At 53.7% G+C, this 25,837-nt stretch carries 18 protein-coding genes; 11 read left to right on the top strand and 7 right to left on the bottom strand.

Going from position 1 to position 25,837, the window contains the following annotated elements; all coding sequences use genetic code 11:
• Positions 1 to 14: 14 nt before the first annotated feature.
• Complete coding sequence (locus T496_RS0100875; protein ID WP_027449063.1) at positions 15 to 2,396, top strand: glycoside hydrolase family 2 TIM barrel-domain containing protein; 2,382 nt, start codon at positions 15 to 17, stop codon at positions 2,394 to 2,396.
• A 108-nt stretch (positions 2,397 to 2,504) separates the two neighbouring features.
• Here the strand turns inward: T496_RS0100875 and T496_RS0100870 are convergent, their stop codons facing one another.
• The 4 genes from T496_RS0100870 to T496_RS0100850 form a co-directional block, all read right to left on the bottom strand.
• On the bottom strand, positions 2,505 to 3,962 hold the full coding sequence (locus tag T496_RS0100870) for an MFS transporter (RefSeq protein ID WP_027449062.1): 1,458 nt from the start codon (positions 3,960 to 3,962) through the stop codon (positions 2,505 to 2,507).
• 6 nt (positions 3,963 to 3,968) lie between these two features.
• Positions 3,969 to 4,943 (bottom strand): 5-dehydro-4-deoxy-D-glucuronate isomerase, encoded by a 975-nt coding sequence (kduI, locus tag T496_RS0100865; protein ID WP_027449061.1) that lies wholly within the window; start codon positions 4,941 to 4,943, stop codon positions 3,969 to 3,971.
• A 27-nt stretch (positions 4,944 to 4,970) separates the two neighbouring features.
• A complete protein-coding gene (locus T496_RS0100860) occupies positions 4,971 to 6,407 on the bottom strand; it encodes a PTS galactitol transporter subunit IIC (RefSeq protein WP_027449060.1) in 1,437 nt (478 codons plus the stop codon).
• A gap of 431 nt (positions 6,408 to 6,838) precedes the next feature.
• Positions 6,839 to 9,298, bottom strand: coding sequence for a bifunctional UDP-N-acetylmuramoyl-tripeptide:D-alanyl-D-alanine ligase/alanine racemase (locus T496_RS0100850; RefSeq protein WP_027449058.1), 2,460 nt, complete (start codon positions 9,296 to 9,298; stop codon positions 6,839 to 6,841).
• Positions 9,299 to 9,583: 285 nt separating this feature from the next.
• On the opposite strand from T496_RS0100850, the gene purL reads away from it, so the two are divergent.
• Genes purL through T496_RS0100835 form a run of 3 tightly spaced genes read left to right on the top strand, consistent with a single transcriptional unit; the run spans position 9,584 to position 14,414 of the window.
• Complete coding sequence (gene purL, locus T496_RS0100845) at positions 9,584 to 13,294, top strand: phosphoribosylformylglycinamidine synthase (RefSeq protein ID WP_027449057.1); 3,711 nt, start codon at positions 9,584 to 9,586, stop codon at positions 13,292 to 13,294.
• A complete protein-coding gene (locus T496_RS0100840; protein WP_027449056.1) occupies positions 13,294 to 13,836 on the top strand; it encodes a chromate transporter in 543 nt (180 codons plus the stop codon). Before purL ends, T496_RS0100840 begins: the two co-directional genes overlap by 1 nt.
• A 2-nt stretch (positions 13,837 to 13,838) precedes the next feature.
• Positions 13,839 to 14,414, top strand: coding sequence for a chromate transporter (locus T496_RS0100835; protein ID WP_027449055.1), 576 nt, complete (start codon positions 13,839 to 13,841; stop codon positions 14,412 to 14,414).
• On the opposite strand, the gene T496_RS13105 is transcribed toward T496_RS0100835, so the two are convergent.
• Positions 14,408 to 15,694 carry an NCS2 family permease gene (locus tag T496_RS13105; protein ID WP_044110298.1) on the bottom strand — a complete coding sequence of 429 codons (1,287 nt, stop codon included), beginning with the start codon at positions 15,692 to 15,694 and terminating at the stop codon, positions 14,408 to 14,410. The two genes, T496_RS0100835 and T496_RS13105, sit on opposite strands and share 7 nt — an antisense overlap.
• Positions 15,691 to 16,704, bottom strand: a complete 1,014-nt coding sequence (locus T496_RS13100) for a sensor histidine kinase (protein ID WP_081783487.1) — start codon at positions 16,702 to 16,704, stop codon at positions 15,691 to 15,693. Before T496_RS13100 ends, T496_RS13105 begins: the two co-directional genes overlap by 4 nt.
• Before the next feature lie 210 nt (positions 16,705 to 16,914).
• Here T496_RS13100 and T496_RS0100820 point away from each other — a divergent pair, with 210 nt between their 5' ends.
• On the top strand, positions 16,915 to 17,916 hold the full coding sequence (locus T496_RS0100820; RefSeq protein ID WP_027449053.1) for a family 43 glycosylhydrolase: 1,002 nt from the start codon (positions 16,915 to 16,917) through the stop codon (positions 17,914 to 17,916).
• Between the two features lie 417 nt (positions 17,917 to 18,333).
• Here T496_RS0100820 and T496_RS0100815 read toward each other — a convergent pair whose 3' ends face one another.
• Positions 18,334 to 20,253: a family 43 glycosylhydrolase gene (locus T496_RS0100815; RefSeq protein WP_231477970.1), complete on the bottom strand. Its 1,920-nt coding sequence runs from the start codon at positions 20,251 to 20,253 to the stop codon at positions 18,334 to 18,336.
• Positions 20,254 to 20,469: 216 nt separating this feature from the next.
• On the opposite strand from T496_RS0100815, the gene T496_RS0100810 reads away from it, so the two are divergent.
• The 6 genes from T496_RS0100810 to T496_RS0100785 are packed head-to-tail and all read left to right on the top strand — an operon-like array spanning position 20,470 to position 25,831.
• Entirely contained in the window at positions 20,470 to 21,540 is a 1,071-nt protein-coding gene (locus tag T496_RS0100810; protein ID WP_044110373.1) for a glycoside hydrolase family 43 protein, read from the top strand.
• Positions 21,541 to 21,574: 34 nt separating this feature from the next.
• Positions 21,575 to 22,264, top strand: a complete 690-nt coding sequence (gene tsaB, locus T496_RS0100805; RefSeq protein ID WP_027449050.1) for a tRNA (adenosine(37)-N6)-threonylcarbamoyltransferase complex dimerization subunit type 1 TsaB — start codon at positions 21,575 to 21,577, stop codon at positions 22,262 to 22,264.
• Positions 22,265 to 22,267: 3 nt separating this feature from the next.
• Complete coding sequence (locus tag T496_RS0100800; protein WP_027449049.1) at positions 22,268 to 22,867, top strand: DUF4290 domain-containing protein; 600 nt, start codon at positions 22,268 to 22,270, stop codon at positions 22,865 to 22,867.
• Positions 22,868 to 22,881: 14 nt separating this feature from the next.
• Positions 22,882 to 24,186 (top strand): UDP-N-acetylglucosamine 1-carboxyvinyltransferase, encoded by a 1,305-nt coding sequence (gene murA, locus T496_RS0100795; protein WP_027449048.1) that lies wholly within the window; start codon positions 22,882 to 22,884, stop codon positions 24,184 to 24,186.
• On the top strand, positions 24,183 to 24,689 hold the full coding sequence (gene rimM / locus T496_RS0100790; RefSeq protein WP_027449047.1) for a ribosome maturation factor RimM: 507 nt from the start codon (positions 24,183 to 24,185) through the stop codon (positions 24,687 to 24,689). Before murA ends, rimM begins: the two co-directional genes overlap by 4 nt.
• Entirely contained in the window at positions 24,686 to 25,831 is a 1,146-nt protein-coding gene (locus tag T496_RS0100785; protein WP_027449046.1) for a 1-deoxy-D-xylulose-5-phosphate reductoisomerase, read from the top strand. The genes rimM and T496_RS0100785 overlap by 4 nt, the downstream gene beginning before the upstream one ends.
• The last annotated feature ends 6 nt before the right edge of the window (positions 25,832 to 25,837 follow it).

Genomic DNA, 25,837 nt, shown 5'->3' with positions numbered 1-25,837 from the left:
CAACAGATACATACATGAAACAAACTACTCTCTGCACCAAGCTGCTGTCGCTGATGGCAGTATGCCTGCTGTCGCCACTCGCCCTGTGGGCACAGGTGTCGTTTGGCAATGCCCGCCTGCTGAACGACGACTGGCGCTTTCTGCGCATAGACAGCACTCAGCACATCTATGAACAACCCTCCATGAAGGAGGCCAGCTTCGACGACACCGCATGGCGCCGCCTGTCACTGCCCCACGACTGGAGCATCGAACAGCCCATGTCGCCCGACAAGGGTTCGTGTCAGGGCTATCTGCCCGGCGGCATCGGCTGGTATAGGAAAGCACTCGCCCTCCCCTCGGAGGGGACAAGGGGGAGGCTCTTCATCTACTTCGAAGGAGCCTACAACTACTCGGAGGTGTACCTGAACGGACACCTGCTGGGCAGCCGTCCGTCGGGCTTTGCCTCGTTTATGTATGACCTGACGCCCTATCTGCGCGCAGACGGACAGAACATGATTGCCGTGCGCGTGAGCCACGACCAGGAGAATGACTCGCGCTGGTACACGGGCTCGGGCATCAACCGCAACGTGTGGCTCATCGAAGCCCCCGAGGTGCATCTGGCACAGTGGGGCACGGCCTACCATCTGGTGTCTATCAACAAGCGCAAGGCTGTGGTAGAGGTGGATGTGGAGACCACCGACGAACGTGCCGACCAGTCGGCCAAGCTGCCGCTGAAGGCCGATGTGAAGCTGCTGGACGCCAGCGGCAAGGTGGTGGCACAGATCTCTACCGCCATACAGACCAAAGAGAAAAAGACCGTCAGACTGACCGTCAACAATCCACACCGCTGGAATCTGGACGACCCCTATCTCTACACACTCACCACCACCCTATCCTCCAACTTAGAACAGTTGGACGCCTCCACCGTGAAGGCCGGACTGCGCACGCTGGACTTCTCACCCAACAAGGGCTTTGCCCTGAACGGCCAATGGATGAAGGTGAAGGGCGTCTGCCTGCACGACGATGCCGGCGTGCTGGGCACCGCTGTACCTAAGGAGGTGTGGCACCGCCGCATCGTGGAGCTGAAGGCCATCGGCGTGAACGCCATCCGCATGAGCCACAACCCCCACATGCCTGAACTCTACGACCTGTGCGACGAGTTGGGCATGCTGGTGATGGACGAGGCCAGCGACGAGTGGGAGTTCCCCAAGCGCAAGTGGCTGAAGGGATGGAACAAGGGCGTGCCCGGTTTTCAGGGCACCTACACCTACTTCGAGGAGTGGATAGAGCGCGACGTGGCCGACATGGTGCGCCGCGACCGCTGTCACCCCTCGGTATTCATGTGGTCTATAGGCAACGAGGTGGACTACCCCAACGACCCCTACTCTCACCCCGTGCTCAACGGCAACGGCAGCGACTTCACGCAGCCTGCCTATGGCGGCTATAAGCCCGACCAGCCCAACGCCGAGCGCATTGGCCGCATCGCCCAGCGACTGGCCAAGGTGGTGAAAGACATTGACCGCTCACGCCCCACCACAGGTGCACTGGCTGGCGTGGTGATGTCTAACGAGACGGCCTACCCCAGCGCCATCGACGTGGTGGGCTACAACTACACCGAGAGTCGCTACGACGTGGACCACCAGCGCTATCCGCAGCGCGTGATCTATGGTTCGGAGAACCGTCACGACATGGATGCATGGCGTGCGGTGCGCGACAACGACCACATCTTCGGCCAGTTCTTGTGGACGGGCATCGACTATCTGGGCGAGAGCGGCCCCTGGCCCGCCCGCGGCTCGTCGGCCGGACTACTCGACCTGGCTGGTCAGCGCAAGCCTGGCGGCTGGTATCGCGCTGCGCTGTGGAGCGACAAGCCCGTATGCTTCATCCAGATGTACCCGCTGCACCGCGGCAATCGCAATCGAGGCAAGCAGCGCGTGACGTGCTTCACCAATGCTTCTACTGCCCAGTTGCTGATTGACGGCAAGCCCGTGGGCAGTCAGATGCAGCGCGACGAGCAGACCAACATGCCCTATTGGGACATTGACTACCGAGGAGGCACACTGCGCTGCGAGGCATCCAACGGTGCCAACTACGAGCTGCCTGAGACGAAGGCACCCCATGCGCTGCGCCTCAGCACCGACTCGGTGGCTCACCTCTTCGTGGAGGTGGTCGATGAGCAAGGCAACGTGGTACGCCAGGCCGACAACGAGGTGACCATCCACCTGCACGGAGCGCAACTGCTGGGACTGGAAAACGGCAACATGATGGATCCCACCGTGAACGCGCGTCAGCAGAAGAACCGTCTGCGCGTGCTCAACGGCCGCCTGGTGGGCTACTTCCACAAAGCAAAAGGTGCAGAGACCGTCATCACGGCCACCGCACCTTTCCTGCAGTCTGCTGAAATAAAGATTCAGTAATTTTTTTTTATGATGTCCTTCGAGATATAAAGAAACTCAGACCTCTCAATTGGTTTTCAACCTATTTCTCCCCCTCACAGGGGGAGGTTAGGAGGGGGTCTTTTTTATTTATTCTACGACCACAGGCTTGTACTTAGGCACCAGGGCCTTCATGATGACCCAACCGATGAGGTAGGCCACGGCACAGTAGCAGAACACAATCATGTAGCCAGCAGGCTTGCCTGTCTGGCCAAAGAAGGTAAAAGCCTCGCCCTGAGCCTCGGCATAGTCGAAGAGCACACCCGAGGTCTTGTTGATAGCAAAGCTGCACAGACCGCCAAACATAGTGCCGATGCCAGTGATAGTGGCCACGGCCGACTTGGGGAACATGTCGCCAATGGTGGAATAGAGGTTTGCCGACCACGCCTGATGACCAGCACCCGCCAAACCGATGATGACAGCAGGTATCCAGGGCGAGATGCCCGACAACGGCTGCGCAAACATGGCGAAGATGGGGAAGAAGGCGAAGATCAGCATGGCACGCATGCGACCAATATAGGGATTCATGCCGCGCTTCTCGACAAACAGTTTAGGCAGGTAGCCACCATAGATGCTGACCACGGTGACGATGAGGTAGAGCACGAAGAGCAACATCTTGCCGGTCATCGTGGTGACGGGATAGCCCAACTGATTGAAATAGTCGGGCGCCCAGAAGAGGAAGAACCACCACACACCGTCGGTAAACAGCTTGCCCACGATGAAAGCCCACGTCTGGCGATACTTGAAGCAGTCCATAAGCGAGAACTTCGGGCCGTTATCGGCCTCGTCGGCAGTAGCAGCATCGATGGCCTCGACTTCTCTGTCAGACTCGATATAGATGAGTTCGGACTTATTGACAAAGCGGCTCTTGACGGGCGACGTATAGACAAACACCCAGAGGCCTGCCCATACAAAGCCGATGGCACCGATGATGATGAAGGCCATCTCCCAACCGAAGGCATCGGCCAAAGCGGGAATGGTGAGCGGCGCAATGAGGGCACCGATAGAGGCACCGGCATTGAAGATAGAGGTGGCCAAGGCACGGTCTTTCTTGGGGAAGTACTCGGCTGTGACCTTGATGGCTGCGGGGAAGTTGCCCGACTCACCCATGGCCAGTATCATACGACAAGCGATGAACAGCCACACACTGGCGGTGAGCCCGAAGAGACCTACCTGCGAGGCTTTCTCCACGGTGCGCAGGGTCTCGATGCTATCAATATCGTTCAACCAGCAGGTGGCCACGCCACAGCCTGCATGCAGACAGGCACCGATGCTCCACACCACGATAGCCCAGATATAGCCTTTCTTGGTGCCCATCCAGTCGATGAATCGACCGGCAAAGAGCGAGATAAAGGCATAGAAGAGCGAGAAGATGGCGGTGATGGTGCCATAGTCGTCGTTGTCCCAGTGGAACTCGGTAGAGATATAGTTGGTGTTGAGCAATGACAACACCTGACGGTCCATATAGTTGATTGTGGTGGCCATGAACAGCATGCCACAAATCACCCAACGGAAGTTCGTCATCTTTGAGGTTTCAACAGGTGTCATGATGCGTTAACGGATATCAATTACGGGAATGTTGTCTTTGTCGTTATAGTAGAGGTTCTCGCCTGCCATACCCCAGATAAAGGTATAGTAATAGGTACCGGCAGCAGCATGGATGCTCCATTCAGGACTCATGATGGCCTGCTCGTTGTGCAACCATACCACGCGGCTTTCATCGGGCTGCCCCATGATGTGGGCGATGGTCTGGTCCTGAGGCAGGTTGAAGTAGTAGTAGGCCTCAATGCGACGACCATGGGTGTGGGGAGGCATGGTGTTCCAGGCAGCACCGGGGTTCAGCTGGGTCAGACCCAACTGCAACTGACAGGGACCTTCCTCGAGCACGTCGTTGACGATGAGCTTATACACAGTACGGTTGTTGCACTCCTCCAGCGAGCCCACGGGGCCCCAGACAGCAGCCTTCAACGAGCCCTTACGACCGTCGAGAGTGATCCACTGCGTCTTGTAGTGCTGGTGGGCGGTGGCCGAGTTCAGGTAGAACTTGGCAGGCTTCGAGGCATCCTTAGAACGGAAGAGCACCTCTTTGTTCACATCCTTGCCCTTGGCAATATGTCCACGACCGATATAGAGAGCCTCTTTGGGAGCCAGTGCATACTCCTTGCCATCGACGATGACCACGCCGTCGCCCTCGCCGCAGTTCACCACGCCGAGCTCGCGGTTGTAGAGGAAATACTTTTCCTTGATGGTGGGATCCACGTCAAGACCGAGCTCCAGGAAGTTCTCCAGCTTCAGCGTCTTGGCCACAGGCATTGCGCCACCAAAGATGAAGCGGTCGTAATGCGAATAAGTCAGATTGATCTTGTCGGCTTCCATCACCTTCTCCATCACGAAGCGCTCGCGCAGTGTCTTCGTGTCGTAGTGCTTCACATCCTCAGGATGGCAAGCCGTCTGGAAGTTCACGGTCTGTTGGGCATTGGCACCCAGCGCGCCCATCAGCAGGGCGAAACTCATGATTGCTTTTTTCATATCTCAAACTGTTTTAGGATTTGTCTATTATGATTTCTTTTCCTCTCGGACAATGCGCAGGCGATTCCATACCACCATCGCAGCTGTGATCAATGTCAGGATGCCCATGCCAATCCACTGCAGGTATTTCACACACGCATAGACCACATAGCCAAAGAGCGACGAAGCAAAGTCCATGGCACCGGCCTGGAACCCCGCGGGAATCTGTGCAGCCTTGTCTTGCGTAGCAGCGAATACCGTGTTGGCAGCATTGGTGAAGGCAGGCGCCATGTCGGTGACAAAATAAAGACCGATGGTCACGGCCACCAAGCCCACGATAAAGGTCTTCACCACATTACCCTTGGTGAAGGGCAGCACCATCACAAAGACATAGAACATGCCGGCCAGCGATGCCAATGGCAGGAACTGGTTGCCTGCCTTCGACAGGGCGATGGCCAGAATCAGCGTGACGGGAATCAGCAACAGCGACACAACGAGCGTGGTGGGATGGCCAATCACCAGTGCAGGCGACATGCCGATATACACTTTCTTGCCCTTGAACTTACGCTTCACCACCTCCTGAGTCTTCTCGGAGATAGGCATCAGGCCATCGATAAACAGACGGGTGATGCGGGGAATCAGCTCCATCACGGCACCCATCGTCACACCCAGGAAGAGCACAGACTTCACGATGCTCATCACGGCATCCGACGTAGAAGCGAAGCCGGCGGCATACGCCTCAAAATGGATGAAGTGATCATAATGTGCGGCAGCACCAATCAGGGCACCCACGATGACACCGAGCACCAGCGGTTCGCCCAGCACGCCAAACTTCTTCTTCAGGCCCTCGGCATCGATGTCGAGCTTCGAGAAACCAGGAATGCGATCGAGCAACCAGTTGATGGCGATGGCAAACGGGGTGAAGCTCTGACAGAAAGGCTGAGGGATAGAGATGCCCTCCATATTCTCGTAGTAGCTCTGGAAGCGGTCGGCCGTCAGGTCGGCCATGACCAGCGTGACGATATAGCAACTGATGGCAGCGAAATAGCCCCACAACAGGCTCTCGTCCATCACGAAATAGGCCACAGCGCCGATGAAGGCGAAATGCCAGTAGTTCCATAGGTCGATGTTCACGGTGCGGGTGCACTTAGTGATGAGCAACAGGAAGTTGATGCCCAGGCAAATGGGGATAATCAGCGCACCAACTGCCGTATTGTAGGCCACAGCTGCTGCTGCAGGCCATCCCATGTCAAACACCTTCAGGTCGAGGTTGAAAATCTTAGAGACGGCATCCAGCGGGGTGTTGAAATTGGTGGTCAGCAGGGCCGTGACGATGCCCAGACCTACGAAACCAACACCCACATAAAGACCACTCTTGAGCGACTTGCCGAACTTCATGCCGATGCATAAGCCGATGATTGTGAAGAGAATCGGCATCATGACCGACGCTCCCAACTGAATAATGTAACTAAAGATTTGTTCCATCTTATCTCAAAAATTATTTGTTTTAGTGTAGTTGTTTGGCCAGGTTTTCTCTTAGCCTGTGCAAAGATACAACAATAATCGTAAACACGAAAATTTTTTGCAACTTTAATGCCTCGGCCAAGCCGAGGCCTACGGAGAAGGGAGCAAAGAGCGGAGGGGAAGCCAAGCAAAGAGCAGAGGGGAAACCAGGCAAAGAGCAGAGGGGAAGCCAGGCAAAGAGCGGAGGGGCGGAAGGGAGGAAAGAGCGGAAGAAAAAAGCAAGGAGCAAAGAAAAAGGGGAGAAAAGGGCAAAAAGGCAAGGAGCGGAGAGCCTGAGGGCCAAAAGCTAGCAAAAAAGAAGCGCGCCGACCTTTATTAGAAGAAAAGGTCGGCGCGCCCATATCCTATGACTCCCCTCTCCCCTCGGAGAGGGGCCGGGGGTGAGGTCTTTCTTAATCCTGAAAATAAATTCTCTTCACACGGTTTGAAACACCGGTCAGCACCTCGTAGGGGATGGTGTCGATGGTGTCACTGAGCACAGTGACGGGCAGGTTCTTACCAAAGATCTCGACGCTGTCGCCCTCGTGGCAGTCGATGTCTGTGACATCAATCATGGCAACGTCCATACAGATATTGCCAACATAGGGTGCCTTCTGGCCGTTCACCAGGCAGTAGCCGTGGCGATTGCCCAGGTGGCGGTTCAGGCCGTCGGCATAACCGATAGGTATGGCGGCAATCATGCTGTCGCGCTCTAGGATGGTCTTGCGACTATAGCCCACGCTGTCGCCGGCCTTGACAGGTCGCATCTGCAGGATGGTGGTCTTCAGCGTAGAGACGGTGGAGAGCATCTGGTTGGTGCGAGGATCCACACCATAAAGACCAATGCCCAGACGACACATGTCCATCTGTCGCTCGGGGAAGTGCTCGATGCCGGCGGAGTTGTCCATGTGGCGTAGTATCTTGTGCTGGAAGGCGTCTTGCAACTGGCGACTGGCCTTGTCGAACAGTTGAAACTGGTGGGCCGAGAAGGCGTCGAAGTCATCGCTGTCGGAACCCACGAAGTGCGAGAACACCGAACGGGGGATGATGGCCTGCTGATGCTTGAGGCAGTCGATGAGACGTTCCATGTCGTGCTCGGGGTCGAAGCCCAGGCGGTGCATGCCCGTGTCGAGCTTCATATGGACGGGCCATCCGGTGATGCCCTGCTTGCTGGCTGCATTGATGAGGGCCTCCATCAGGCGGAACGAATAGACCTCGGGCTCGAGGTCGTAGTCGAAGAGCGTCTGAAAGGACGACATCTCGGGGTTCATCACGATGATGTTCTGGGTGATGCCAGCCTTACGCAGCGTCACACCCTCGTCGGCCACGGCCACAGCCAGGTAGTCCACACGGTGGTCTTGCAGCGTCTTGGCTATTTCCACGGCACCGGCGCCATAGGCATCCGCCTTGATCATGCACACCATCTTGGTGCCAGGTTTCATGAACGAGCGGTAGTGGTTCAGGTTATCGACTACTGCATTGAGGTCCACCTCGAGGATGGTCTCGTGAACCTTCTGTTCGAGGAGCTCACTGATGTGCTCGAAACCAAACGAGCGGGCGCCCTTCAACAGAAGTATCTGGTCGTGCAGTGCATGAAACAGCTGACTCTGCAGGAACTCATCGACGGTGGTGAAGAACCATTTTTTCTCCACGGCGATGCGGTTGGCCTGCGACGTAATCTCAGGGCCAATACCGATAAAGCGGTCGATGCCACGCTTCACGAGCAGGTCGGACACCTCGCCATAAAGCTCGGCTGGCGACTCACCACTCTGATAGATATCACTCAGGATGAGCGTCTTGGCTTTCTCTTTCAACTCAGGACGACGGTTCATGAAGTCGAGGGCGATGTCGAGCGAGTTGATGTCGCTGTTGTAGGAGTCGTTGATCAGCGTGAGTCCGCGCTGGCCCTCTTTCACCTCCAGTCGCATGGCAATAGGTTCCAACTGCGACATACGCTCGGCAATTTCCTCGGGCGTGAGCCCCAGATAAAGCGCCACCGTGGCACAGGTGATAGAGTTCTCGATGCTGGCCTCATCGGTGAAAGGAATATCGAACGAGCCTTCTACACCTTTATATATATAGGAGATATGATGGTCATCGACCTTGACATACATGGGAGCCTTCTCGCTGTAGCGCGACCAGCCGATGCGCTCGCCCTGATACTGCGAACGGCGCACACATCGGCTCACGGTGTCATCGTCAGAGGGATAGACCACCGCCTGCGTGTTGCGGAAGAGCTGCAGTTTCTCCATGCATTTCTCGTCCATAGAGCGAAAGTTTTCCTGATGTGCAGAACCTAAAGAGGTGAGCACACCGATGGTGGGCTGGATGATGTCGTGGAGCGACAGCATCTCGCCGGGTTCGCTGATGCCAGCCTCAAACAGGGCTACCTTGGTCTGCTCGTTGAGCAACCACACCGACAGGGGCACACCAATCTGCGAGTTGAAACTGCGCGGTGAGCGTGTCACCTTCATCGACGGCATCAACAACTGGTAGAGCCACTCCTTGACCCACGTCTTACCGTTAGAGCCTGTGATGCCCACCACGGGGATGTCGAACTCGTCGCGATGGCGCTCGGCCAGGCGCTGCAAGGCTGCCAGTGGCGAAGGCACTTTCAGGAAGTTTGCGTCGGGATAAAGGGCTTCACGGTCGGCCGGCACCTGTTCGACAACAAACGATCGAACACCGCGGCGGTAAAGCTCGTCAATATACTTATGTCCGTCATTGCGCTTGGTGCGCAAGGCGAAGAATAGAGTCTGTTCAGGAAAACAAAGTGAACGGCTGTCTGTCAAAAGCCACCCAATGGTGGTATCGCTCTCTCCGTAACGACGTGCTCCTATGAGCGTCGCTACCTTCTCTATTGTGTAAGTCATCGTATTCTATTTACGTCTTATTTTGGCTGCAAAGATACTAAGTTTTCATATAATCGCAAAAAAATATAGCTATAATTGATGTGATGACAGCTATAATTTATTTGCACAAGCAGCTACATATCGCCACCGGTGTCCCTGGAGCATGCCGAGTCTTACAGATTAAATTCGCCTTAATAATAGATAACAGGATAAAAAACAAAGGAGTTCTTTTTGGTACTTCACACGTTTTTTTGTACCTTTGCAGCAAAATTAAAACATCTATATTAATAAGGTTATTAAGGAATTATGATTCTTTTCTTCAAAACCCCCGCTAAGAGCGTGATAGCCACCGAGGTGGATCATCAGCTCACACAAGCAGAAGTTCAGGAACTTTGTTGGCTCTACGGCAATGCCGAGCTTGTTGATGCCCAGACGATGGAAGGTTTCTTCGTCGGTCCACGTCGCGAAATGGTGACCCCTTGGTCAACGAATGCTGTTGAGATTACTCAGAATATGGGACTCAGCGGCATTTCTCGTATAGAAGAGTACTTCGCAGTTGATTCAAAAGATGCTGAGCACGACGAGATGCTGCAGCGCATGTATGAAGGACTGAATCAGGATATCTTTACGATTAACATCCAGCCAGAGCCCATCAAGTATGTGGACAATCTGGAGGAATACAACGAAAAAGAGGGCCTGGCACTCTCTCCCGAGGAGATTGAATACCTCCACGGATTGGAGAAGCAGAACGGTCGTCCTCTGACCGACTCAGAGATCTTCGGTTTTGCCCAGATCAACTCTGAGCACTGCCGCCACAAGATCTTCGGTGGTACGTTTATCATCGACGGCAAGGAGATGGAGTCTAGCCTCTTCGCCATGATTAAGAAGACCACGCAGGAGAACCCCAACAAGATTCTCTCTGCCTATAAAGACAACGTAGCTTTCGCACAGGGTCCCGTGGTAGAGCAGTTTGCTCCAAAGGATCAGAGCACTAGCGACTATTTCCAGGTAAAAGACATCGAGAGTGTTATCTCGCTGAAGGCTGAGACACACAACTTCCCCACTACCGTAGAGCCATTCAACGGCGCTGCCACAGGTACCGGTGGTGAGATCCGCGACCGTATGGGCGGTGGCGTAGGTTCATGGCCTATCGCTGGTACGGCTGTATATATGACAGCCTATCCCCGTTTGACCGATGATGACAAGCTGACTCGCGACTGGGAGAACATCCTGCCCGTGCGCCAGTGGCTGTATCAGACACCAGAGCAGATCCTGATCAAGGCTTCGAACGGTGCTTCTGACTTCGGTAACAAGTTCGGTCAGCCACTGATCTGCGGTTCGGTGCTTACCTTCGAGCATCAGGAGCCCAACGACACCAAGTATGCTTACGACAAGGTGATCATGCTGGCCGGTGGTGTGGGCTATGGCACCAAGCGCGACTGCCTGAAGAAGGAGCCTCAGCCAGGCAACAAGGTAGTCGTTGTAGGTGGTGATAACTACCGCATCGGTCTGGGTGGCGGTTCTGTATCATCAGTAGATACAGGTCGCTACAGCAACGGCATTGAGCTGAACGCTGTTCAGCGTGCTAACCCCGAGATGCAGAAGCGTGCCTACAACCTGGTGCGTGCACTCTGCGAAGAGGATGTGAACCCCGTTGTCTCTATCCACGACCACGGTTCTGCCGGTCACCTGAACTGCTTGTCAGAGCTTGTTGAGGAGTGCGGTGGTGAGATTGACATGACCAAACTGCCTATTGGCGACAAGACCTTGAGCTCTAAGGAGATCATCGCCAACGAGAGTCAGGAGCGCATGGGTCTGCTCATCGACGAGAAGCACATCGAACACGTGCGCAAGATTGCTGAGCGCGAGCGTGCTCCGCTGTATGTGGTTGGTGAGACCACAGGCGATGCCCACTTCTCGTTCAAGCAGGGCGACGGCGTGAAGCCCTTCGACCTCGACGTGGCTCAGATGTTTGGTCACTCTCCCAAGACCATCATGAAAGATAATACTGTAGAGCGTCACTATGAGGACGTGGCCTACAGCCAGGATAAGATTAATGAATACCTCGACCGTGTACTCCAGCTGGAGGCTGTGGCTTGTAAGGACTGGTTGACCAACAAGGTGGACCGCTCTGTGACAGGTAAGATTGCCCGCCAGCAGTGTCAGGGTGAGATCCAGTTGCCTCTGAGCGACTGTGGTGTAGTAGCCCTCGACTATCGTGGTGTGAAAGGTATCGCCACCGCTCTGGGTCATGCACCTCAGGCCGGTCTGGCCAACCCCGCTGCCGGTTCTGTACTGTCTGTTGCCGAGGCACTGACCAACATCGTTTGGGCTCCTCTGGCCGACGGCATGGATTCACTGAGTCTCTCAGCCAACTGGATGTGGCCTTGCCGCTCACAGGAGGGTGAGGATGCTCGTCTGTATGCTGGTGTGAAGGCCTTGTCTGATTTCTGCTGCGACCTGCACATCAACGTACCAACAGGTAAGGACTCGCTGTCTTTGAGTCAGCAGTATCCTAACGGCGAGAAGATCATCTCTCCAGGAACCGTGATCGTATCTGCCGGTGGTGAGGTGTCAGACATCAAGAAGGTGGTATCTCCTGTATTGGTCAACGATAAGAACGCATCACTCTATCATATCGACTTCTCGTTCGACGAGCAGCACCTCGGTGGTTCGGCCTTTGCTCAGAGCCTTGGCAAGGTGGGCGACGACGTGCCCACAGTGAAGAACGCCGAGTACTTCGCCGATGCCTTCATGGCTGTTCAGCAGTTGATTGAGAAGGGTTGGATCATGGCAGGTCACGACATCTCTGCCGGTGGTCTGATCACCACGCTGCTGGAGATGTGCTTCGCCAACCAGAAGGGCGGTCTGCACATCAACCTGCACGACATCTGCAAGAACGGCGATGTCGTGAAGGCCCTCTTCGCTGAGAACCCCGGCGTAGTGATCGAGGTGAGCGACGAGCACAAGCAGGAGTTTGCCGACTTCATGGAGGAGCAGGGCGTAGGCTTTGCCAAGATCGGTTACTCAGTGCCTGAGAGCCGCAGCATCGTGGTAAAGGCTGGCGACAAGGAGCTGACCTTCGACATCGATGCCCTGCGCGACACCTGGTATAAGACCTCTTATCTGCTCGACCGCAAGCAGAGCTTCAATGGTAAGGCCAAGGAGCGCTTTGAGAACTACAAGAAGCAGCCCATCGAGATGCAGTTCAACAAGGACTTCACCGGTAAGCTGGCTCAGTACGGCATCTCTGCCGACCGCCGTCAGCCTTCAGGCATCAAGGCAGCCATCATCCGTGAGAAGGGTACCAATGGTGAGCGCGAGATGGCCTACTGTCTGTACCTGGCCGGCTTCGACGTGAAAGACGTGATGATGACCGATCTGATCAGTGGTCGTGAGACATTGGAGGATATCAACATGATCGTGTTCTGCGGTGGCTTCTCTAACTCCGACGTACTTGGTTCGGCTAAGGGTTGGGCTGGTGCCTTCCTCTTCAACCCCAAGGCTAAGGAGGCCCTGGATAAGTTCTATGCCCGCAAGGACACCCTGTCACTGGGTATCTGTAACGGTTGTCAGCTGATGGTTGAGCTGGGTCTCACAGGTGCTAAGGGTGCTAAGATGCTGCACAACGACTCTCACAAGTTCGAGAGTGAGTTCATCAGCCTGAGCATTCCTCAAAACAACTCAGTGATGTTCGGTTCGCTGAGCGGCAACAAGCTCGGTCTGTGGGTAGCCCACGGAGAGGGTAAGTTCCAGTTGCCCGAGGCAGAGAGCGCCTACAACGTGATTGCTAAGTACAACTACGCTGGCTATCCCGCTAACCCCAACGGTTCTGACTACAACGTGGCAGGTATCTGCTCTGAGGATGGTCGTCATCTGTGCATGATGCCACACCTGGAGCGTGCCGTGTTCCCCTGGCAGAACGCTTGGTATCCTGCCGACCGTCGCAATGATGAGGTAACGCCTTGGATTGAGGCCTTCGTGAATGCACGTAAGTGGGTGGAGGCGCACAAGTAATGAACATCTATTTAGAATCATTTAAAACCTTCTTTAAGATTGGCATATTCACCCTCGGGGGTGGATATACCATGATACCTTTAATAGAGGAAGAGGTGGTAAACAAGAAGCAATGGGTGAGCAAGGAGGAGTTTCTTGACATCATAGCCATTGCGCAGAGTTGTCCTGGCGTGTTTGCTATCAACACCAGTATCTTTATTGGTTACAAGCTGAGCAAACTGCGTGGTGCCATCGCCACGGCCTTAGGCACAGCCCTACCCTCGTTTCTGATTATCCTGGGCATCGCTATGTTTTTCCACGAGTTTCAGGATAATCCCATCGTAGCATCGATTTTCCGCGGCATCCGTCCTGCCGTAGTGGCGCTCATCGCCGTGCCTACCTTCAATCTGGCAAAAAGCGCCCACGTGTCATGGGCCAACTGCTGGATACCCATCGGAGGAGCGCTGCTCATCTGGTTGCTGGGCGTATCGCCTATCTTTATCATCCTGGCAGCAGCCATCTGCGGATGGTGCTACGGAAAATACATCAAACCTACCATTTAATAATGATATACCTATATCTATTTATTACATTCTTTGAAATAGGCCTCTTCGGCTTTGGCGGCGGTTACGGTATGTTGTCGCTGATTCAAGGCGAAGTGGTGCATCACTGGGGATGGATGACAACCTCGCAGTTCACAGACATCGTGGCCATCAGTCAGATGACACCTGGTCCAATAGGCATCAACTCAGCTACCTATTGCGGCTACACGGCCTGTCATAATGCGGGATTTGGTGTGGGTATGTCTGTACTGGGCTCGGCCGTAGCAACCTTTGCGCTGATGCTACCTTCTTTCATCTTGATGATACTGATCAGCAAGATGTTCATGAAATACATGAAGACCAACAGCGTGCAGTCTATCTTCATCGGACTGCGCCCTGCTGTGGTAGGCCTCCTGGCCGCAGCCACTTTGTTGCTGTGCACCAAGGAAAACTTCTCTACACCCGACGAGAACATGTGGCAGTTTGTGATCAGCGTGATGCTGTTTGTAGCCACCTTTGTGGGCACCATGTTCTTCAAGGTGAACCCCATCAAAATGATTGTGATGAGCGGATTTGCCGGGCTCCTTCTCCTTTATTGATCCTCTGTCGTTGTATCTCGACGATGGAACACGCGATGGACTAATCCACCCATAAAAGCAAAAATGATATAGGAGAAAAGGCCTGCGATGATACCGTCGGTGATGCTACCCGTGACGGGCATCAGCAGGATGGTGAGGAAAGCTGGCATCATCTCTTTGGTATTGGTCAGCGAGATATGGCGCACAGAACCAAAGAGATAAAGACCTGCCATGACCATTACAGGTGCTGTAGCCGCTGCAGGGATGGCCAGGAAGATGGGAGCCAGGAACAAGCTGGCGGTGAAGCACAAGGCCACAACAAAGGCAGAAACACCCGTACGGCCGCCCTCAGCAAATCCAGTGGCACTCTCAGCATAGGTCGTCACGGTGCTACATCCCAGACATGCACCCGTCACCGTGGCAAGGGCATCACTCAGCATGAGCGAACGCAGATGTGGAATACGACCACTCTTACGTATCAGTCCGGTGCATGCCATGATACCTACAATAGTACCTAAACTATCGAAAACATCAAAGAACAGCATGATAAGCACACAGACCCAGAGATCGGGCTGGAAGAGGTAATCCAACGAAAACTGACAGAAAAGGGGGGCTGGCGATACCGGCATTGAGAACACCTCGCCAGGTACCGTGGTCACACCCATGGGAATACCAATCAGTGTCACAAAGACGATGCTGAGCAGCAGACCGCCCTTAATATGCAGAATGGCAAACAAGCCCGTCAGGATGAGTCCTATCAGGAAAAGAATGGAAGTGGGCGTGCCTAACGTCTCCAGATGGTTGAAGACGGTGCCATCGGCCAGCATGCCACTGCTCTTGAAGCCCAACATGGCGATGAAGAAGCCAATACCTGCAGCAATGGCATACTTCAGAGAAGAAGGCACAAGTTCGAATATCAGCTGACGGAGGTTTCCAATGCAAAGCAGCACAAACAGGATTCCTTCAATCAGCACGGCCGTCAGCGCAAACTGCCAGGGATAACCCAGCGACAAGCAGACCGTTTGAATAAAAAAGATGTTGAGCGTGAGACCTGGCGCCTGACCAAAAGGACGCTTGGCAAGAAAAGCCATGAGCAGCGTGCCAACGATGGTGGCCAGGATAGAGGCTGTGAACATGGTGTCAACGGGGAAGCCCACACCTCGCAACGACTCGAACATGGCTGGCAACAAGGCCAGGATATAAACCATGGTGGTGAAAGTGGTCAGACCGGAGACGATCTCCGTCTTAAGGCTATGGCGATGAACGGAGAAGCCCATCAAAGCGAGGAATTTTTCTTTCATACGTCGAAATGAATGGGAATAACTAGATCTAACTTTGCTCCGCCTACATAACTGGTGTCAAGATCCAAGGTGCCATGGATGCGCTCGGCTATCATGCGTGCAATAGAGAGGCCAAGACCTGTGCCAGGCACAAAATTGTCGAGCTTAGAGAAGCGCTCAAACACGAAGTCTTTCTTATCGGCCGGAATACCAGGACCGGTATCCACAACGGAGATACACAGCTGATCGTCAGTACTGTTAAGACGAAGTGTGACACTGCCCTGACTGGTAAACTTCACCGCATTGCTCAACAATTTCTGAAGGATGGTATTAATCATGTGCGGATTCGTCTTCACGATCAAGTCTTCACTCACATTATTCTCTATGTTGAAAGTCAACGTGGCAGGGAATAACGGACGGAAAGCATCTGCCGCAAAACCTACGATAGCCGCAGCAGGACAATCCTCGAGAGGGGGTACCATGCAGTTGCTCTCCAAGTCGGAAATCATGATAAGGTCGTCGAGGATGGTGGTGAGCTGTCGGGTGTTCTCCTGGATGCGCGTGCTCAGGTCCAGTCTCTCCTCCTGCGGGATGTCGATACCTGGAGTGGCCAGCACCTGACTGAAACCACTGATTGCATTCAAAGGCGTACGAATCTCATGCGTCATGCTCTGGATGAAAGAGGTCTTGACACTCAAAGCCTGCTCAGCACGGTCGCGCTCGATGGCCAACTGCTTATTCTGCGCCACCACCACGTTGCGCTCTCGCTCCAACTGTCGGTTTTTGATTTCCAGACGATGGTTCCAACGGTTGTTGATAACTAGGAAAACCAGCATGGCAGTGATTGTCAGGATCATGGCTAAACCACCCGTTGTGAATCGCGAACGCTGTTGAAGCAACTCGTTCTGTGCTCTTAGTTCTTCGAGTGTGGCCAACGAATCGACCTGCACTGCATCGGCCCAAACGGGCATCGAGATAAGAAGAAAACTCAGGAGCAAAAATACAGGAGCCGACACCTTTAATAATTTCATGCTTCAATTAATTTAGTTTTATTTTGTGGCAAAGATACGAAAAAACAAGACTCAAACAAAGAAAATGAAAGCAAAATGAACATAAAGTGGTTAAATTACAATAATAAAGACGCATTTTTGCCAGTTTTCCGCACTAAACGTCGTATATTTGCAAGGAAATATGACAATTAACTATCAAAACAATCATTAAAATACAAGCTACGAAAGCAAATGAAAAAATTACTAGCACTACTCTGCATTGCAGCCTGTTGCGCTACGACCGAAGCACAACGTCCACGCCGCATGGCTTTTTCGAGTGACACCATCATGGCACACGACCCTGTCATGGCTTATGAAAACGGCACTTACTACCTGCTCTCTACGGGCATCGGCGTGCAATGGGCCACCTCTCGCGACCGTAAGACCTGGACCGTGCAGGCAAGTCCCTACATCGAAGACCTGCCCGCCTGGACCCACGACTCGGTGCCTGGGTTCAAGAACCATGTCTGGGCGCCCGACGTCATCAAATGGCACGGACAATGGTGGCTGGCCTATAGTTGTTCGACGTTTGGAAAGAACACCTCAGCCATCGGTCTGATGTCGGCAAAGGCACTGAACGGAAGATGGGAAGACCGTGGATGCATCGTGGCCTCGAAAGAGAAAAGAAACCAATGGAACGCCATTGACCCTAACTTTGTCATCGACGATGACGACCAGCCCTGGATGACATGGGGCTCGTTCTGGGACGGCATCCAGATAGCCCGACTCGACACCACCATGCATCTGGCTTCAAAACCTGTGACCATCGCCCGCCGCCATCTGCCCAACGACCCTCATGCAGCAGAGAACCCCACGTCGAAGTTTGCCGGTCGCAATGCCATCGAGGCTCCTTTCATCCTGAAACATGGTGGCTACTACTACCTGTTCGTGTCGTGGGACTACTGCTGTCGCGGTTCGAAGAGTAACTACCGCGTGGCGGTGGGACGCTCGAAAAACGTGGCAGGCCCCTACCTCGACAGTCAAGGCCGCAAGATGCTGGAAGGCGGAGGCAACCTGTTCTTTGAAGGCGACAAGAAGGAGTTTGAGGCCGCCGGCCACTGCTCAGCCTACGACTGGAACGGCGAGAGCTGGTTTGTGTGTCATGGCTACGCCACGAAATTCAACGGTGGTGCCATCTTGATACAGCGACCTATCAAGTGGAATAAAGAGGGGTGGCCATACTTGGAAAAGTAAGAAACTGTCAGCCTCTTGGAGCTTTATTTGAGCTGAATTGAAGTCCTTTTCTTACCGTTTTACATGGTAAGAGAAGGACTTTTAACGAGCAATAGTCTTGGTTTTGATTTTGTGCTAGAGTCTGGAAAAGGGGATTCTAGAGTCTAGAAACGCTGATTCTAGAGTCTAGACGACTGACTTCTAAACTCTAGACTACGCCATTCTAGACTCTAGAATCGAGGCAAAACTGGCAGTATTGGAAGGCAAAACTGGCAGTTTTAGAAAGCAATAGGGGAAGTATTGGAAAACAATAGTGGCAGTTTTACCATTTGAAACTGCCACTATGGCGATGCAAGACCTATGGCGTTAATAGCTTGAAGGGCTAAGGTGCTATAAAGAAAAAAGGATTCTGTCGAGGCAGAATCCTTTTTTTGTTGTTTATTTCAGAGGTGCAGGACCATCCAGTGTCGGGGTGACGGGGATGATGCGACCTTTCTTATCGAATGTCATACGATCAATACATACCTCGCGGTGAATGCCCGGCTCATGGTTCACATAGTTTTTGTTGATGCGGTGGTAAACGATGTACCACTCGTCCTTACCGGGAATCTGCAGCACGGAGTTGTGAGCGGTGCCATAGATCTTGTCCTCGGGTTTCTGCTTGATCACCAGATAGTTCTGTTCGTCAATGCTGATAGGACCAAGAGGTGACTTCGCGGTGCCATAGCATACGTGATAGTTGGGTGAACCTGTGTCGTCAACACTCCACATGAAGTAATAGGTGCCCTTGCGATAGAACACATAGGCGCCCTCGCGGAATGCCCATGTCTGCAGGTTGCCGCCCTTGGGCGTCATGTGGGTGACGGTCTCCTTCTTTACAGAGAGCATATCGTCGTTCAGCTCGGCGCCTGCCATAAAGCCATTGCCCCAGTACAGGTAGCACTTGCCGCTCTTGGGATCTTTGAACACATCCACATCGATGGCCTGTCCGCCACGAGCCTCCTTAGGACGATCGTTGTCGGTGATGACAGGTGCACCGCTATCCACGAAGGGACCTGTGGGGCTATCGCTCACAGCTACGCCAATCTCCTTGCGGTTGGTCTTGGGGTTGTGGGCCGAGAAGTAGAAATAGTACTTGCCCTTCTTCTCGATGATGCAGGGAGCCCAGGCATTGCCTGTGGCCCATTTCACCTGGTCGCCCTTGACGTCGAGCATCTTGCCCTCGTCCTTCCAGTCGATGAGGTTGTCGGATGAGAAGACGCTGAAGTCGTGACCACCCCATCCGGGAGTGCCGTCGGTGGTGCTGTAGATATAGTACTCCTTAGTCTTGCTGGAATAGAGCACCTCGGGGTCGGCATGGAAGCCGCTGAGGATGGGCTGCTTATGATTAGGGAACGCCTTCAAAAGACGTTCTTTCTCAGCACGGGTAATAGGGATGATGGTTCCGTGACGAGGGGTGAACTTACCACGCATCTCTGTGTTCTGCACGAACTTAAAGGTCTTCAGGTCTTCCGACTTACAGAACTGATAATGGCCATTGCCATAGCAGTCGTACATGATGATCCACGACTTGCCGTCGATCGCCTTGCAGACGCCGACGCCCTCAACGGCCTCTTTGGTCTGCTCCACGTTGCCGCCAATCATCTGCCACTTGTCGGTGAGGTTCTTGGCCACAGCCTGATAGATGCCCCTACCCGACTCCTGCTTGTAGAAGAGATGATACAACTGGTCGGCCTCGTTATAGACGATATCGCCATCGATGGTGGCATTGCCAGCATCAAACAACCACTGAGGTTCGCCCTCCAGGTCGGTGAAGTCCTTGTTGACATACTGATAGTAGATCTTATCGTAAGAACCGGGTTCGCTGGTGCGCAATGAATAGAACACCATGTACTTGCCAGCCTGACGGTCGTAGATGGTTTCAGGTGCCCATACGCGAATCACGTTTTTCCACTTCTTGGTATAGCGAGTGGGGAAATTGATGGTAGAGTGCTGCCAGTTGACCAGGTCTGTTGACTTCATCAACACCATGCCACGGTTGCTGCTCCATCCCAGCGATGAGCGCATGTCGGTGGCCACCATGTAGAACGTCTTGCCATCTTCGCCACGAAGGATGTGAGGATCACGCACACACTGTGTCAGTGCAATGGTGTCGCTCTCAATCACAGGCATACCATCGTTCAGCGGTGTGTAGTTGTAGCCATCGTCACTCAAGGCATAGCAAATCTGCTCGTCCTTAGGGTCATTACTATTGAAGTAGGTGAAGAGATAGGACACCATCTCATTAGGGTCCTGCGGTTCCAACGCCGCGGGCTGCTTGGTTTTCTGCGCAGACGCTGGACATACTGATGCGACCATAAAAAGGGCCATCAATAGAGATTTTGTAGTACACATAATTGTTTATGATAGTTAGTTTGAATTCGTTTTAGTGAACTTGTTTATCATTCAGTAGGCAAAGGTACTGAAAAAGGATGAGATAGCAAAAGGTTTTCGGACTATTCTTTGGCTATTCAATAGAAAATGTGTATTTTTGCAGCAAAGTTACAGAAGAACATTATTAAAAGACTGCTTAAAATGGATGTAAGAAACTGGAATAGATTCTGCAACATACTAAGTATTATCGCTATACTGATTATAGCCACACCGTCAGCCAACGCCCAAAACATCCAGAAAGGTAACTACGGTTACCTGTATTGTCACATGAGTGACCAAGGTGAGTACACGGCATACGCCCTGAGCCGAGATGGCTACCACTACGAGGATGTGCTGGACGGCAAGGCCATCATGGACCCTAAAGAGCATGCCCGCATAGAGGGCGGCCAGCGTGATGCCTACATCACACGCAGCTACGATGGCAAAGGCTTTGTGATGGTGACCACCGATATGTGTGTAGCCAAGAGCCACGTGTGGGACAACTACGGTATCGACCTGCTGAAGAGCGACGACCTGATCCACTGGACCAGCGTCACCTTCGACTATCGCCAGGGCACCAGCATCTTCTCGGATGCCAATGCCACCAGCGTCTATAAGAACTGGAGCACCATCAACCGCGTATGGGCGCCACAGATTTTCTGGGATCCCAACTATACCTGGGAGAATGGCGAGAAAGGCGGCTACTTTATCTACTACTCTATGTGGAACCGCGCCGAAGAGGCCTACGACCGCATGTACTACAGCTATGCCGACAAGTCGTTTACGAAGCTGACCCAGCCCCGACTGCTGTTCGACTGGGGCTATGCCACCATCGATGCCGACATCAACCTGCTGCCCGACGGACTCTATCACATGCTGATCAAGAAAGAAGGCGGCAAGCCTGGCATCTATACCGCCACGTCGAAGCACCTCACCCACGGCTGGGGCGAACCGGTAGAAAACGACTATGTATCGTTTGAAGGAAAGAAGAAGTGCGAAGGCTCAAGTGCTTTCCAACTGATAGGCGACAAGACCTGGCGCGTAGCTTATATCCAGTATAGCGACCGCCCCAAGCACTACCGCATCTGCCAGGCCGACGAGAACCTGCGCAACTTCCGCGACCCTGTAGATATTGAGGGCGTCACGGCGCCTCAGCATGGTTCATTCATGCGTCTGACCAAGAAGGAGTATAAGCGCCTGAAGAGGTGGTCTGACCAACAAAACAAGAAATAACAAACCCTATAAAAAGCAAGACAACAAGAATACTATGTCATGCATACTGCATATTGAAACGAGCACTGACGTTTGCTCTGTAGCTGTGAGCGAAGACTCCCATGTCATTTTCCAGCAGGACGACCATTCCGGTCCTAACCATGCTGAGCGACTGGGCACCATGGTTGACGAGGCCCTCTCGTTCACCGATAATCATGCCATCCCCTTCGATGCCGTAGCCGTGAGCTGCGGTCCCGGTTCCTATACCGGTCTTCGCATCGGTGTCTCGATGGCTAAAGGCATCTGCTATGGCCGCAACCTGAAGCTGATTGCCGTCCCCACCCTGGAACTGCTGTGCGTACCCGTACTGCTGAGAGAGCTGGTTCCCGAGGGCGCCCTCCTCTGCCCCATGCTCGACGCACGCCGCATGGAGGTCTATGCCGGCCTCTACGACCGTGCACTGAAGCCCGTGCGCGAGGTGCGTGCCGACGTGGTAGATGCCGACACCTATCGTGAATACTTAGACAAGCAGCCCGTCTATTTCTTTGGCAATGGTGCCAAGAAATGCATGGACATCATACAGCACCCCAACGCACATTACATCGATGGCATCGAGCCACTCGCCAAATGGATGCAGCCCCTGGCCGAGCGCCGACTGCTGAGCGAGCAGGTAGAAGACGTGGCCTACTTTGTGCCTTTCTATCTGAAAGACTACGTAGCCAAGATGCCATCAAAGCTGATTTAGAATATGGAAATAAAAGGATTAGATTATAACACCCAACGCGAAGCATTGCTGCTTCCGGAATACGGCAGGGAGATTCAGAAGATGGTGGACCACGCCGTAACACTCCCCACACGAGAGGAGCGTCTGCGCTGTGCTAAGACCATCGTTCGCCTGATGGAGACCAAGATTCCCCACATACGCGACAATGCCGACTATGAACAGGCTCTCTGGGACCACCTCTATCTGATGAGTCACAAACAGCTGGACATCGACTGGCCCTTTGACATCAGCAATGCTGACGTCATCAATGCCAAGCCAAAGCCCATGGCCATTCCACAAGAGCACACCCACCTGCGCCACTATGGCCACCTGGTGGAGGAGCTCTTCCAGAAGTTGAAGACCATGGAGCCCGGCGAAGAGCGCGACGAGCTGACCCGCCTGACTGCCAACCAGATGAAGCGCGACCTCGCCTTGTGGGGACGCGGTTCGATGGACAACGAGAAAGTGGCCGATGATCTGGCCCGTTTCACCGATGGCGTCATTCAGCTCGACCTTGCAAACTTCACCTTCACCCCCGTGAAGATGAACGAGGAGCCCAAGCGTAATAACAAGAGAAAGAAGTAAACAGCCCCCTGCCCATGTCAGCATTTCAAATAGAAGGAGGTCATCTGCTTAGCGGAACCATTATTCCTCAAGGTGCCAAGAACGAGGCCCTGCAAGTCATCTGTGCGTCTCTGCTCACCAGCGAGCCTGTCACAATCAGCAATATCCCTCACATCCGTGACGTAATGAATCTCATACAGTTGCTGAAGGATATCGGCGTGAAGGTTGTGGAAGACCAACCCTCCACCTATACGTTCACGGCAGACGACCTGGACCTGAAGTACCTGGAGAGCGACGAGTTCGTACAGAAATGTGCCCAACTGCGTGGCTCAGTCATGATGATTGGACCACTGCTGGCACGTATGGGTAAGGCCATCATCGCCAAACCCGGTGGTGACAAGATTGGCCGCCGCCGTCTGGACACCCACTTCCTGGGCTTCCAGCGCTTAGGAGCACAGTTCAACCACGTAGCCGAACGCAACGTTTACGAGATAGCAGCCACACGCCTGAAAGGCACCTACATGTTGCTCGACGAAGCTTCGGTCACCGGTACGGCCAACATTGTCATGGCTGCCGTTCTGGCTAAAGGCACTACAACGATCTATAACGCAGCATGCGAACCCTACCTGCAGCAGCTCTGCAAGATGCTGAACAGCATGGGTGCACGCATCAGCGGCATTGCATCCAACCTGCTCACCATCGAGGGCGTTGACCACCTTCATGGCACCACCCACCGCATCCTGCCCGACATGATTGAGGTAGGCTCATTCATTGGTATGGCAGCCATGGTAGGCGATGGCATACGCATCAAGGACGTCTCTATCAAAGACCTTGGTATCATCCCCGACACGTTCCGTCGCATGGGTATCAAGGTGAAGGAAGAGGGCGACGACCTCTTCATCCCCCGCATGCGTCACTATGAGATACAGTCTTTTATTGACGGCACCATCCTCACACTTGCCGATGCACCCTGGCCTGGCCTGACGCCCGACCTCCTTTCGGTGCTGATCACCGTGGCCACACAGGCTCGCGGTTCTGTGCTGGTGCACCAGAAGATGTTTGAGAGTCGCCTGTTCTTTGTCGATAAGCTCATCGACATGGGCGCACAGATCATTCTTTGCGACCCCCATCGTGCGGTGATCGTGGGTCACGACCGCAAGCTTCAGCTTCGTGGCGGCCGCATGTCGAGTCCCGACATCCGTGCAGGTATTGCCCTGCTCATTGCAGCCATGAGTGCTAAAGGTGTGAGCCGCATCGACAACATCGAACAGATAGACCGCGGTTACGAGAATATTGAAGGACGCCTGAATGCCCTTGGCGCAAAGATTCAACGCATATGATACGCAAAGAAGACGTCTATAAGATAGGAAAACTGGGAAAGGCGCACGGCGTGAAGGGCGAAATCAGCTTCATGTTCGATGACGACATCTTCGATCGTGCCGATGCCGACTACCTCATCCTGGAGGTCGATGGCATCCTGGTGCCGTTCTTCATGGAAGAATACCGTTTCCGTTCCGACTCCACCGCGCTGGTGAAGTTCTGCGACATCGACACACTTGAGCGCGCAAAGGAACTGACCAACTGCGATGTGTTCCTGCCACGCGACATGAACGAAGATCAGGAGGACATCACCTGGACCTTCCTTGTTGGCTTTTCTATCATCGACCACGACAGTCAGAAGACGGTGGGACGCATTGCCAGCATCGACGATTCCACCATCAATATCCTGTTTTGCCTGGAAGACGGACAACTCATTCCCGCCTCCGAGGATCTTATCACAGCAATTGATCAAAACAAGAAAACAATAACAATGGCCCTGCCTCAGGGCATCTTTGACATATGAAACAAATAGCAATTCTTGGTTCTACAGGCTCTATCGGCACACAAGCCCTTGAAGTCATCGAGGAGCATGCCGACCTCTACGAGGTGTATTGCCTGACGGCCAACAATAAAGTGGAGCTTCTGGCTCAGCAGGCCCATAAGTTCAAGCCTGCTGCCGTTGTCATTGCCAACGAAGCTCGCTACGAAGAACTCAAACAGCTGATGAGCGACATGCCCGACGTGAAGGTCTATGCCGGTGCGCGTGCGCTCGACGAGATTGTGGAAGCAGGTCCTATCGACATGGTTCTGACCGCCATGGTTGGTTTTGCCGGCCTTTCTCCCACCATCCATGCCATCAAGGCTCATAAGACCATCTGTCTGGCCAACAAAGAGACACTGGTGGTGGCCGGTGAACTGATCTGCAAGCTGGCCCTTGAGAACCGCGCCTCCATCCTGCCTGTTGACAGTGAGCATTCTGCCATCTTCCAGAGCCTGGTGGGCGAGGACAACAACCCCATCGACAAGATTCTATTGACAGCCTCTGGCGGTCCTTTCCGCCTGAAGAGCATGGAAGAGATTGCACACGTCACCAAGGCTGATGCACTGCGTCATCCCACCTGGGATATGGGCGCCAAGATCACTATCGACTCTGCTTCGATGATGAACAAGGGCTTCGAGGTGATTGAAGCCAAATGGCTCTTTGGCGTCGAGGCTTCGCAGATACAGGTATTGGTACACCCCCAGAGCATCGTACACTCGGCCGTACAGTTCCAGGACGGTTCGGTGAAAGCACAGCTCGGCGTGCCCGACATGCGCTTACCCATCCAGTATGCCTTCTCTTTCCCACAGCGTCTGCCCCTCAGCGGTCAGCGCCTGGACTTGTTCAAGCAGCCCCTCGAGTTCTTCGAGCCCGACCTCAACAAGTTCCGCTGTCTGGCCATGGCCTACGAAGCCATCCGTCAGGGAGGCAACATGCCCTGTATTGTCAATGCAGCCAACGAGATCGTGAACCGCGCCTTCCTCGAGGACCGTTGCGGATTCCTGCAGATGGGCGACATCATTGCCCAGACCATGCAGCGCGCCACCTTTGTGAAGGCACCCACCTACGAAGACTATCTCAACTCCGACGCCGAGGCACGTCGCATCGCCACGGAGCTCTTATAATTAACC

Source organism: Xylanibacter brevis P6B11, assembly GCF_000621825.1.
GTDB lineage: Bacteria > Bacteroidota > Bacteroidia > Bacteroidales > Bacteroidaceae > Prevotella > Prevotella brevis.
This window is presented reverse-complemented; position numbering and strand designations above follow the sequence as displayed.